Consider the following 12,306-nt stretch of genomic DNA (forward strand, 5'->3'; position numbering starts at 1 on the left):
GTCGGGGCGAGAACCACCGACGTCCCGAGGATCGTAAGGAAGAAAACCTACGAGTTGTGTAACAGTTGTCGATAAATTTCGCCATCGGTCGAGTGCCGGCCACCCGGCGGCTCAGCGCAGCCGCACCCGCGGGTCGATGGCCGCGTAGAGCAGGTCCACCAGCACGTTCGCCAGCACCACGAAGACGGCAGCGATCAGCACCGTGGCCATGATCGTGGGTAGGTCACCCGAGCGCACCGCGTCCACCGCCGTCCGCCCCAACCCCTGGATGCCGAACGTCGTCTCGGTGATCACCGTGCCGCCCAGCGCCCCGCCCACGTCCAGACCGGCGATGGTCACCACCGGGGTGATCGCCGCGCGCAGCGCGTGCCGCCCGTACACAGTGGGTTTGGCCAGGCCCTTGGCTCGCGCGGTGCGGACGAAGTCCTCGGACAGCGTCTCCAGCATCTGCGCCCGGGACAGCCGGGCGTAGATGGCCGAGAAGAGGAAGGCAAGCGCCACCCAGGCGAGCACCAGCCCGCTGGCCCACTTCGCCGGGTTGTCGAAGATCGAGGTGTAGCTGGGCACCGGCAGCAGCCGCAGGTTGTAGACGAACACCAGCAGCAGCACCGCACCCACGAAGTAGAGCTGTAGGGAGGCACCGGTCAGGGAGAAGCCGATGGCCGCGCGGTCCAGCCAGGTGCCCCGACGCAGTGCGGAGACCATGCCGAGGCCCACCCCGAGCAGCAGCCAGAGAATCGCGGCTGGGATGACGATGCTCAGGGTCACCGGCAGCACCCGGGCGATGGTGTCCGAGACGGCCTCGTTGGTGACATACGACCAGCCCAGGCAGGGCGCGTCGCACCGGCCGCCCTGGGCGCTGCCCAGGTCGCGTCCGGTGACGATGCCCTTCATGTAGCCGGCGTACTGGCTGATCAGCGGGTCGTTCAGACCCAGGTCGTCGCGGACCCGCTCCAGCCGCTCGGGGTTGCAGTTCTTCGAGCAGATGCTGGTGACCGGGTCACGCGGCAGGGCGAAGAACATCAGGAACGTCAGCACGCTCACCGCGAACAGGGTCAGCGTGGCGGAGAAGAGTCGCTTGAGCAGAAATCGCGCCATGATTTGACCCCTACCGGGACGACTTCGGGTCGAGCGCGTCTCGCAACGCGTCGCCGAAGAGGTTGAAGGCGAACACCAGCGCGAAGATCGTGATGCCCGGGAAGAACACGTACGCCGGGTCGGTCTGGAGGAAGTCCAGACTGCGGTAGATCATTCGGCCGAAGCTCGGCGTCTCGTCGCTCAGGCCGACGCCGATGAACGACAGCGCGGCCTCGCTGGTGATGAACTGCGGCACCGCCAGGGAGAACGACACAAGGATCGGCGCCCAGATGTTCGGCAGCAACTGCCGGAAGATGATGTGCCCCAGCCCGGCCCCGCTGGCCTTGGCCGCCTCCACGAACTCCCGCTCGCGCAGCGCGATCACCTGCCCGCGGACGAGGCGGGCCGTGCTGGTCCAGCCGAAGATGGCGAAGACGCCGATCAGCACGCCCACCCCGAAGGCCGCCGACACCTGCCCCCGCTCGCCGTAGAAACGCAGCGTGATGGTGGGGGTGAGCGCCAGCGCGATGATCAGGAAGGGCATGGCAAGGGTCAGGTCGGTGATCCAGTTGATCACCACGTCGAGCCAGCCGCCCAGGTAGCCGGCGAGCGCGCCAAGCACGACACCGATCGTCGCGGTGATCAACGCGGCGGCGAACGCGATGAACAGCGAGGTCCGCAGCCCGTAGATCAACCGGATGAAGATGTCCCGGCCGAGCCCCGGCTCCACACCGAACCAGTGGTCCCCGGTGACCCCACCGGCGTAGCCCAGCGGCATCCCGAAACCGTCCAGCAGGTTCTGGAACTGCTCACGCGGGCCAATCCCGTAGACCATCTCGATCAGCGGGGCGGCCAGACCCAACACCATGAAGAAGATCAGGAGTACGCCGCTGACGACCGCCGTGCGGTCGCGACGCAGCCGCAGCCAGGCGAGCTGCCCGGGCGAGCGGCCGACGACCCCCTTGGCCGCGGGCTCGCCCACGCCGCCGTCGGACTCGATCTCGGCAAGCGCCACACCCTCCACAGGGGAAAGGCTCACGACGACACCTCCTCGACGTTCGCTTCGACCCCGCGACCCGCCGGCTCGCCGCCGACCACGGCGGCGTCCGCCACCAGGCCGGCGCCGGCTGGTTCCGGGCTCGTGCTGGCCGCATCCCCTTCGGGGCTCGTGCTGGCCGCATCCCCTTCGGGGCTCGTGCTGGCCGCATCTCCTTCGGGGAAGTGACACGCGGTGGCCTGCCGGCCGCCGTCGCGCGGGACCAGCGCCGGCTCCTCGGTGGCGCAGACGTCCCGCGCCTTCCAGCAGCGGGTGCGGAACCGGCACCCCGACGGCGGGTCCAGCGGAGTGGGCACGTCACCGGTCAGCCGGATCCGGCCCGCCGGGCCGAGCTGGGTGACGTCCGGGATCGCCGAGAGCAACGCCCGGGTGTACGGGTGCTGCGGGCGCTCGTAGATGTCCGCCCGGTCGCCGATCTCCACGATCCGGCCCAGGTACATGACGGCGACCCGCTGGCAGAAGTGCCGGATCACGGCCAGGTCGTGGGCGATGAACACGAACGCCAGGCCGAGGTCCCGTTGCAGGTCGCGCAGCAGGTTGACGACCTGCGCCTGGATCGAGACGTCAAGCGCGGACACCGGCTCGTCGGCGATGATCAGTTTGGGCCGCAGGGCCAACGCCCGGGCGATGCCGATGCGCTGACGCTGCCCACCGGAGAATTCGTGCGGGTACCGGTTGTAGTGCTCCGGGTTCAACCCGACCAGCTCCAGCAGCTCCTGCACCCGCGCCTTGATCCCACCCGGCGGCTTGATCCCGTTGACCTGCAACGGCATCGCCACGATCCGGCCCACCGTGTGCCGGGGGTTCAACGAGGCGTACGGGTCCTGGAAGATGATCTGGAGTTCCTGACGCAGCGGACGCAGCTCCCGGCGGCCGGCGTGGGTGATGTCCCGCCCGCCGAACTCGATGCTGCCGGCCGTCGGCTCCAGCAGCCGCACCAGCATCCGACCGGTGGTGGTCTTTCCGCAGCCCGACTCCCCGACCAGGCCCAGCGTCTCGCCCGGTCGCACGTCGAAGTCGAGCCCGTCGACCGCCCGCACCAGACCGGTGCCGCGCAGCCCCTGACGTATCGGGAAATGCTTGGTCAGCCCGCGTACCCGCAGCAGTGGTTCGTCGGTCATCGGGCCACCCCCACGGAGGCGATGTCCTCGGCGTAGCGCTCGGCGCGCTCCTCGGCGCTCAGGTGGCAGGCCACCAGGTGGCCGTCCCCACCGGCGGGGCGCAGCTCGGGCACCTCCGTGCGGGACCGGTCGCCGTTGCGGTCCGCGTAGCGGCAGCGCGGGTGGAAGGCGCAGCCGGACGGCAGGTTGATCAGGCTGGGCGGGTTGCCGGGGATGGGCACCAGGTCCGCGTCCGCGTCGCCGTGCAGCGACGGCACGCTGGAGAGCAACCCCCAGGTGTACGGATGCTGCGGCGAGCGGAGCACCTGCTCGACGCTGCCCCGCTCGACGGCACGTCCGCCGTACATGACCAGGACGTCGTCGGCGACCTGGCCGACCACGCCGAGGTCGTGGGTGATCAGGATGATCGCGGAGTGGAACTCGGCCTGGATGTCGGCGAGCAGGTCCAGGATCTGCGCCTGCACGGTCACGTCCAGCGCGGTGGTCGGCTCGTCGGCGATCAGCAGGGCCGGGTCGTTGACCAGGGACATCGCGATCATCGCCCGCTGGCGCATGCCGCCGGAGAACTCGTGCGGGTACTGGTCGAAGCGGCGGGCCGGCTGCGGAATGCCCACCCGGTCCAGCATGTCCACCGCCCGCTGGCGGGCCTCGCGCCGGTTGGCCTTCGGGTGGTGCACCCGGTACGCCTCGGCGATCTGCCGGCCCACCGTGTAGTACGGGTGCAGGGCCGACAGCGGGTCCTGGAAGATCATCGCCATGTCCCGGCCGCGCAGCCGGCGTACCTCCTCGTCGCCGAGGCCGACCACCTGCCGGCCACCGACGGAGATCTCCCCGGTGATGGTGGTCCGCTTGGGATCGTGCAGGCCGAGGATGGCGAGCGAGGTGACGCTCTTGCCGGAGCCGGATTCGCCGACGATGCCGAGGGTGCGACCCCGTTCGACGGCGAACGACACCCCGTCGACCGCGCGCACCACGCCGTCCTCGGTGTCGAACCGGACCCGCAGGTCACGTACCCGCAGGTAGGCGTCCTCGTCGGAGCGCTGCGCCGGCACGGCGGGACGGTCGTCCGGGTCCCCGGACGGCGACGGTTCCGAGCTGTCCACGGCCACCTCCCTCAGTGACGAAGAGAACTTACAGGAAAGTCCCGAGGGTGAAAATAAGCTACAAAGTCGGCACGTGTCAGCGGGCCCGAGCGTAACGAGTCGGCATCGGCCCTGAACACCCCTCACCTCGCCATCCACGCCCATTCATCTCCTGATCGCACGTCGGGTGCGACCATGGGAGGAGTAACCGGCAGAGGATGCCCCTGGCACGAGGTGGAGGTGACGATGACCGCGGCGGTGTTCAACCACGAAGGCCCGTGGACCGAAGAGGAGTACCTCGCCCTCGGCGAGACGCAGCAACGCGTCGAACTGTTCGACGGGAGCCTCCACGTGACCCCAGCCCCCACCCCCCGACACCAGAACATCTCCGGTGAACTGCGCGCGGCCCTACGGGCTCCGGCTCGCGAGGCCGGTCTGCACGTACTGGAAGCCGTGAACGTCCGACTCAGGCCAGGCCGGATCCCCATCCCCGACCTCGTGATCACCGGCCCGATCGACTTCGACGAACTCAACGTCGAGGCAGGTGATGTGCGACTGGTATGCGAGATCATCTCGCCGAGCAACGCGTCCACGGACAAGGTGCTCAAGATGCACTACTACGCCTCGGCCGGGATCGAGTGGTACCTGCTGGTGGAGCAGGCGAATGGCACGCTGCACCTCTATCGACGGCAGGGCGGCCACTACATCGAGCAGTCCGTGACCAGGCCAGGTGACCTGCTCGTGCTCACCGAGCCGGTCAAGGCCACCATCCGGCCGGAAGATCTCCTCCCCTGACGGGTGTCGGTCCGCTGGCCTAGGGTCGGTCCATGACCGAGTTCGACGCGGCCAGCGCCGCCGTCCAGGCCGCCCTCGACGCGGGCGCCCGGTACGCCGACGCCCGGGTGATGCACCGCCGCTACGAGTCGATGACGGCGCGCAACGGCGACGTGGAGGAGCTGACCCAGGACGAGAGCATCGGGCTGGGGGTCCGGGCGCTGGTCGGGGCGAGTTGGGGCTTCCACGCCGTACCCGATCTGTCGGACGCCGCCGCCCGCGACGCCGGCCGGCGCGCGACACGGACGGCCATGGCGAGCGCGCGGGTGCCCGGCCCGGCGGTCGACCTGGTGCCGGTCGAAGCCGTCACCGCGAGTTGGGCCTCCGGCTGCCAGATCGACCCGCTCGGGGTTCCCCTGTCAGACAAGGGCGATCTGCTGGTCGGCGCGACCCGCGCGATGACCGAGCACGGCGCTGACCTGGCCGAGGGCCTGTACCAGATCTGGGACACCGCAAAGTGGTTCGTCTCCAGCGAAGGGCACCGGATCGACCAGCGGATCCGCGAGTGCGGCGGCGGCATCTCGGCCACCTCGATCGGCGACGGCGAGACGCAGCGGCGCTCCTGGCCCAGCTACCGAGGCCAGTACGGCACCACCGGATGGGAGCTGGTCGAGTCGTTGGACCTGGCCGCGCACGCCGCGCAGATCGCCGAGGAGTCGCGGGCGCTGCTCACCGCGCCGCCCTGCCCGGCCGGCGAGACGGACCTGATCCTCGGCGGCGAGCAGTTGGCCCTGCAGATCCACGAGTCGGTCGGGCACGCCATCGAGCTGGACCGGATCCTCGGCTGGGAGGCCGCGTTCGCCGGAACGTCCTGGCTGGACCTGGCCCAGCTCGGCTCGCTGCGCTACGGCTCGGAGCTGATGAACATCACCATCGACCCGACGATCCCGGGCGCACTGGGCAGCTTCGGTTTCGACGACGAGGGCTCCCCCGCGGTCAAGCGGGACGCGGTCCGCGGGGGTCGCTGGGTGGGCGTGCTGGCTGGTAGGGATTCCGCCGCGATGGCCAGCCTGGACTACGGCGGCAGCGTACGAGCCGACGGGTGGGCCCGGCTGCCGATGGTGCGGATGACGAACGTCGGCCTGGAACCCGGCCCGCACACCCTGGAGGAGATCATCGCGGCGACCGACGACGGGGTTCTGATGGACCTCAACCGGTCCTGGTCGATCGACGACAAGCGGCTGAACTTCCAGTTCGGCTGCGAGGTCGGCTGGGAAATCAAGAAGGGCCGGCGGGGGCGGATGCTGCGCAATCCGACCTACACCGGGATCGGTCCGCTGTTCTGGCGCTCGATGGACATGCTCTCCAGCGAGACGGTGCCCTGGGGCACCCCGAATTGCGGCAAGGGCCAGCCCGGCCAGATCGGGCACACCGGCCATCCGGCGGCGCCGGCCCGCTTCCGCAACGTCCGGGTGGGGGTCTCAGCGTGAGCGCGAGGAGTGAGCCGGTCTTGCGAGCCCCGCAGTCGCGAACAAAAGGGGCCTCAGCGTGAGCGCGAGGAGTGAGCCGGTCTTGCGAGCCCCGCAGTCGCGAACGAAAGGGGTCTCAGCGTGAGGGAGCTGGAGCTGGCCGGGCAGGTCGTCGAGCTGGTCCGGCGGCTCGGTGGGCCGGGCGCGCAGGCCGAGGCGGTGGTGACCCGGGCCGACCTGGCGCTGACCCGGTTCGCCAACTCGGCCATCCACCAGAACGTCTCCGAGTCGACAGTCGGTGTCCGGCTGCGGCTGCACCTGGATGGGCGGACCGCCGGGGGCAGCGGAAGCATCGTGACAGCCGACGGGCTGCGCGCGCTTGTCGAGCGCACCCTGGCCGCCGCGCGCCTCGGCCCGCTCGACCCGGCCTGGCCGGGCCTGGCGCCGCCCACACCCGCGCCTGCGGCGCCGCCCGTCGACGAGGCGACCGCGTACGCCGAGCCGGATCAGCGGGCCGACCGGGTGGGCGCGTTCGTCGCCGCCGCCGGGGGCCTGAGCACCGCCGGTTACTGCCGTACCGCGCACCGGTCGTCGGCGTTCGCCAACTCGGCCGGGCACACGGCGTCCGGCCGCTCCGCCGACGCCGCGATGGACGGCATCGCCCGTCGCGACGGCGCGGACGGGGTGGCCCGGCGTTACGCCGACCGGCTGTCCGACCTCGACGGCGCCGAACTGGGCGCGCACGCTGCCGCGAAGGCGCAGGCCGCGGCCGACCCGGTCGAGCTGCCACCGGGGCGGTACGAGGTGGTGTTCGAACCGGCCGCCGTGGCGGACCTGTTGCAGAACCTGTCCTGGTACGGCTTCAACGGCAAGCGGTACGTCGAGCGGCAGTCCTTCGCCGAGCCGGGCGTCGCCCAGTTCGACAGGTCGGTGACCCTGGTGGACGACCCGTTGGGCGCGTCGGGGCTGCCGTTCGACGCCGAGGGCACCGGTCGGCGGGCACTGACCCTGGTCGAGGCGGGCACCACCCGCGCGGTGGCGCACGACCGGCGGACGGCCGTCGAGGCGGGTGCGGAGTCCACCGGGCACGCCGTGGCCGGTGGCGCCACCTGGGGTCCGATGGCACGCAACCTGCGCCTGTCCGGCGCGGCGGCGGGGCCGGCGAGCGCGGCGGGCCGGAGCACCACCGGCGCGGCGGCCGGCGCGGTCGGCGACGCGGACACCGCAGCGCTGGTCGCCGGGGTACGCCGGGGGCTGCTGGTGAGCGATCTCTGGTACACGAGGGTGCTCGACCCGAAGAGCCTGGTGATCACGGGGTTGACCCGCAACGGGGTCTGGCTGATCGAGGACGGCACTGTCGTACGGGCGGTCCGTGACCTGCGGTTCACCGAGTCGTACCCCCGGGCGCTCGGGCCGGGCGCGGTGCTCGGGCTGGGCGCGCGGCCGGTGCGCCAACCGGACCGGGTGGACGGTGCCTGGTGGGCCGCGCCCTCGGTGCGGCTGGCGTCCTGGCACTTCACCGGGGGTGCTTCCGGGTGAGCGGGCCGGGCGGACAGTGACGTTCTTAACAACGCGCCATCGATCGGCGTGCCAGGGCTTTTCCGCAGGCCGGACACACGGGACACTCCCTTGCGCGGACGGCTCGCGAAGATCGGCGTAACGTGTGTCACTTAGCTGCGTCGGTCGATCCGGCGTGGTCGTTGGTGTGCGCATGACGTGGCAGCGGGTGCGGGTTCGCCGGTCCGCGTGCCGACCGGAGAAAGATCAGCCCGCCCGTACGGGCCCGTCGAGGAGACGACTCGAATGACTTCAACGGCAACGAGGCCGCGGGGAGCGCGGGCGCGCGCCGCCATCGCGGCGAAGACGTTGCGTACCGACCGCTGGTGGTTCGCCCCGCTGATCACGGTGATCGGGCTCAGCGCCTGGGTCGCGTACGCGACGGTCCGGGTCTTCATGCACGACTTCTACTGGGTCGCGGATTACCACTACCTGACCCCGTTCTACTCGCCCTGCGTCACGGAGCGGTGTGTCGAGGGGGCCTCGCACTTCGGCCGTTTCCTGCCCGGCTGGTGGATCATCCCGGACGCCGCGCTGACCCTGCCGTTCCTGCTGCTGTTCCGGCTCACCTGCTACTACTACCGCAAGGCGTACTACCGGTCGTTCTGGCTGTCGCCGCCGGCCTGCGCCGTCCCGGACGGGCACAAGGAGTACGGCGGTGAGACCCGCTTCCCGCTGCTGGGCCAGAACCTGCACCGCTACTTCTTCTACGCCGCCGCGATCATCTCGCTGATCAACACCTGGGACGCGATCCTCGCCTTCCACTCGCCGAAGGGCTTCGGCTTCGGGCTGGGCAACATCATCCTGGTGCTCAACGTGGTGATGCTCTGGGCGTACACGATTTCCTGCCACTCCTGCCGGCACATCATCGGCGGCCGGCTCAAGCACTTCTCCAAGCACCCGGTGCGGTACAAGGCCTGGACCTTCGTCTCGGCGTTGAACGTCCGGCACATGCAGCTCGCCTGGATCACCCTCGGCACCCTGGCGCTGGCCGACTTCTACATCATGGCGCTCGCGGCCGGCTGGTTCTCCGACCTGCGGTTCATCAACTAAAGGGCCCCTGACATGACCACTACCACTCGCATCGAGCGACACCACTACGACGTCGTCGTCATCGGGGCCGGCGGCGCCGGTCTGCGCGCGGCGATCGAGGCCCGGCTCGCCGGCAAGAAGACCGCCATCATCTCCAAGTCGCTGTTCGGCAAGGCGCACACGGTGATGGCCGAGGGCGGAGCCGCCGCCGCGATGGGCAACGTGAACAGCCGGGACAACTGGCAGGTGCACTTCCGCGACACCATGCGCGGCGGCAAGTTCCTCAACAACTTCCGGATGGCCGAGCTGCACGCGAAGGAGTCGCCGCAGCGGATCTGGGAGCTGGAGACCTACGGTGCGCTCTTCGACCGCACCAAGGACGGCAAGATCTCCCAGCGCAACTTCGGTGGCCACGAGTACCCGCGCCTGGCGCACGTGGGCGACCGGACGGGCCTGGAGCTGATCCGCACCCTCCAGCAGAAGATCGTCTCCCTCCAGCAGGAGGACCACCGGGAGTTCGGCTCGTACGACGCCCGGATCAAGGTGTTCTCCGAGACCACCATCACCGAGCTGCTGCTCGACGGTGACCGGGTCGCCGGCGCGTTCGGCTACTACCGGGAGTCGGGCGAGTTCATCCTCTTCGAGGCGCCGGCCGTCGTGCTGGCCACCGGTGGCGTCGGACGCTCCTACAAGGTCACCTCGAACTCGTGGGAGTACACCGGCGACGGGCACGCGTTGGCGCTGCGCGCCGGGGCGACGCTGATCAACATGGAGTTCCTCCAGTTCCACCCGACCGGCATGGTCTGGCCGCCGTCGGTGAAGGGCATCCTGGTCACCGAGTCGGTGCGCGGTGACGGTGGCGTCCTGAAGAACTCCGAGGGCAAGCGGTTCATGTTCGACTACGTCCCCGACGTCTTCCGCAAGCAGTACGCGGAGACCGAGGAGGAGGCGGACCGCTGGTACACCGACCCGGACAACAACCGGCGTCCGCCGGAGCTGCTGCCCCGCGACGAGGTGGCCCGCGCGATCAACAGCGAGGTGAAGGCCGGGCGGGGCTCCCCCGCCGGTGGTGTCTTCCTGGACATCGCGAGCCGGCGTTCGGCGGACGAGATCCGCCGCCGGCTGCCGTCGATGTACCACCAGTTCAAGGAGCTGGCCGACGTCGACATCACGGCCGAGCCGATGGAGGTCGGGCCGACCTGCCACTACGTGATGGGCGGCGTCGAGGTGGACCCGGACTCGGGTGCCGCGTTCGGCCACGTACGCGGGCTGTTCGCCGCCGGTGAGGTCTCCGGCGGTATGCACGGCTCCAACCGACTGGGCGGCAACTCCCTGTCCGACCTGCTGGTCTTCGGCAAGCGGGCGGGCGGGCACGCGGCGAGCTACGCCGACGGGCTGGCCGCCCGGCCGAAGGTGGCCGTGGACGCGGTCGAGGCCGCTGTGGAGACCGCCCTGGCGCCGTTGCAGCGGGACACCGGCGAGAGCCCGTACACCCTCCAGCAGGACCTCCAGGCGGTGATGGGGGATCTGGTGGGCATCATCCGCCGCGAGGGTGAGCTGGCCGACGCGCTGGTCCGGCTCGCCGAGCTGCGGGAGCGGGTGGCCAAGGTGAGCGCGGCCGGGGGCCGACGCTACAACCCGGGCTGGCACCTGGCCCTGGACCTGCGCAACATGCTTGTGGTCTCGGAGTGCACCGCGAAGGCGGCGCTGGAGCGGCAGGAGTCGCGCGGCGGGCACACCCGGGAGGACTACCCGGCGATGGAGCCGAAGTGGCGGCAGGTCAACCTGGTCTGCTCGCTGGACGGCGACACCGTACGGCTGACCCGCAAGCCGCTGCCGAAGATGCGACCGGAGCTGATCGGCCTCTTCGACCGGGCCGAGCTGGCCAAGTACCTCACCGACGAGGAGCTCGCCGACTTCGATGCTCTCGTCGCCGACGCTGGAGAGGCGGACAACCGATGAGCGCGAAGCGTCAGTTCCGGATCTGGCGGGGCGACGAGACCGGCGGCGACCTGCAGGACTACATGGTCGAGGTGAACGAGGGCGAGGTCGTCCTCGACGTCATCCACCGCCTGCAGGCCACCGACGCGCCCGACCTGGCCTGCCGGTGGAACTGCAAGGCCGGCAAGTGCGGCTCCTGCTCCATGGAGATCAACGGCAAGCCGCGGCTGGGTTGCATGACCCGGATGTCGACCTTCGGCGACGACGAGACCGTCACGGTCACCCCGCTGCGCACCTTCCCGGTCATCCGGGACCTGGTCACCGACGTCTCGTTCAACTACGAGAAGGCGCGGGAGACTCCGGCGTTCGCCCCACCGGCGGACGTGGCCCCGGGTGACTACCGGATGCAGCAGGTCGACGTGGAGCGCTCGCAGGAGTTCCGCAAGTGCATCGAGTGCTTCCTGTGCCAGACCGTGTGCCACGTGATCCGTGACCACGACGAGAACAAGCAGGCGTTCTCCGGGCCGCGGTACTTCATCCGGGCGGCCGAGCTGGACATGCACCCGCTGGATGCCCGGACCGACCGCAAGGAGTACGCGCAGGCCGAACAGGGCCTCGGCTTCTGCAACATCACCAAGTGCTGCACCGAGGTCTGCCCCGAGCACATCAAGATCACTGACAACGGGATCATCCCCATGAAGGAACGGGTCGTCGACCGCAGGTACGATCCCCTTGTGTGGCTTGGTAGCAAGATCTTCCGTAGGGGCGAGACGCCTCAGACCAGCGTGACCACCGCCCGTCAGGGCTCGGCGACGTCGTCGGGCGCGACCGGGGGTGGGTTGCACTCACACGCGGGTGGCTCCCACGACCCGCGGGCCGAGGTGCAGGCGCAGAGCGGCGTCAACTGGGACCGGGAGGTGCCCCACCCGACCGCTCCGGCAGTCGACGACCGGGGCAGGCTGCCGCTGACCGAGCTCACCTTCGACCGGGCCGCCGCGCCGTCGCCGTTCGGCGACGACGTGACCTTCCCGCTGCCTCCGGAGCACCTGAACTTCGCCCACCCGGAGCAGGACGACAAGCACTGAGCACCTCGACAACGACGGGGGCCGCGGCGAAAGCCACGGCCCCCGTCCTGTTCCCACCCAGCTTCCGTCCCCGCGATCCCCGGTGGGCAGGGGCCGGGCGCGGGGTCAGGG

The 12,306-nt window shown here is 70.3% G+C and carries 10 protein-coding genes; 6 read left to right on the plus strand and 4 right to left on the minus strand.

All coding sequences use genetic code 11. From position 1 onward, the window contains the following. Positions 1-111 precede the first annotated feature (111 nt). The 4 genes from FHG89_RS09180 to FHG89_RS09195 are packed head-to-tail and all read right to left on the minus strand — an operon-like array spanning position 112 to position 4,307. Positions 112-1,098, minus strand: coding sequence for an ABC transporter permease (locus tag FHG89_RS09180; protein WP_139583941.1), 987 nt, complete (start codon positions 1,096-1,098; stop codon positions 112-114). A 10-nt stretch (positions 1,099-1,108) separates the two neighbouring features. After that, positions 1,109-2,116, minus strand: a complete 1,008-nt coding sequence (locus FHG89_RS09185) for an ABC transporter permease (protein ID WP_139583942.1) — start codon at positions 2,114-2,116, stop codon at positions 1,109-1,111. Further along, positions 2,113-3,255 carry an ABC transporter ATP-binding protein gene (locus FHG89_RS09190; protein WP_244295289.1) on the minus strand — a complete coding sequence of 381 codons (1,143 nt, stop codon included), beginning with the start codon at positions 3,253-3,255 and terminating at the stop codon, positions 2,113-2,115. The genes FHG89_RS09185 and FHG89_RS09190 overlap by 4 nt, the downstream gene beginning before the upstream one ends. Further along, on the minus strand, positions 3,252-4,307 hold the full coding sequence (locus tag FHG89_RS09195) for an ABC transporter ATP-binding protein (protein ID WP_167517370.1): 1,056 nt from the start codon (positions 4,305-4,307) through the stop codon (positions 3,252-3,254). Before FHG89_RS09195 ends, FHG89_RS09190 begins: the two co-directional genes overlap by 4 nt. A gap of 276 nt (positions 4,308-4,583) precedes the next feature. Between FHG89_RS09195 and FHG89_RS09200 the strand changes: the two genes are divergently transcribed. From FHG89_RS09200 to FHG89_RS09225, 6 genes are all read left to right on the plus strand, one after another. Continuing rightward, the gene (locus FHG89_RS09200; RefSeq protein ID WP_139583944.1) at positions 4,584-5,132 is read left to right on the plus strand and encodes a Uma2 family endonuclease; all 549 of its coding nucleotides are present in this window, start codon (positions 4,584-4,586) and stop codon (positions 5,130-5,132) included. Positions 5,133-5,164: 32 nt separating this feature from the next. Continuing rightward, entirely contained in the window at positions 5,165-6,601 is a 1,437-nt protein-coding gene (locus tag FHG89_RS09205) for a TldD/PmbA family protein (protein WP_139583945.1), read from the plus strand. A 120-nt stretch (positions 6,602-6,721) separates the two neighbouring features. After that, a complete protein-coding gene (locus tag FHG89_RS09210; RefSeq protein WP_139583946.1) occupies positions 6,722-8,119 on the plus strand; it encodes a TldD/PmbA family protein in 1,398 nt (465 codons plus the stop codon). A 264-nt stretch (positions 8,120-8,383) separates the two neighbouring features. Further along, positions 8,384-9,190, plus strand: coding sequence for a hypothetical protein (locus FHG89_RS09215; protein WP_139583947.1), 807 nt, complete (start codon positions 8,384-8,386; stop codon positions 9,188-9,190). A gap of 12 nt (positions 9,191-9,202) precedes the next feature. Continuing rightward, positions 9,203-11,131: a fumarate reductase/succinate dehydrogenase flavoprotein subunit gene (locus FHG89_RS09220; protein ID WP_139583948.1), complete on the plus strand. Its 1,929-nt coding sequence runs from the start codon at positions 9,203-9,205 to the stop codon at positions 11,129-11,131. After that, on the plus strand, positions 11,128-12,195 hold the full coding sequence (locus tag FHG89_RS09225; RefSeq protein WP_139583949.1) for a succinate dehydrogenase/fumarate reductase iron-sulfur subunit: 1,068 nt from the start codon (positions 11,128-11,130) through the stop codon (positions 12,193-12,195). The genes FHG89_RS09220 and FHG89_RS09225 overlap by 4 nt, the downstream gene beginning before the upstream one ends. The last annotated feature ends 111 nt before the right edge of the window (positions 12,196-12,306 follow it).

The organism is Micromonospora orduensis, from assembly GCF_006228125.1.
GTDB lineage: Bacteria > Actinomycetota > Actinomycetes > Mycobacteriales > Micromonosporaceae > Micromonospora > Micromonospora orduensis.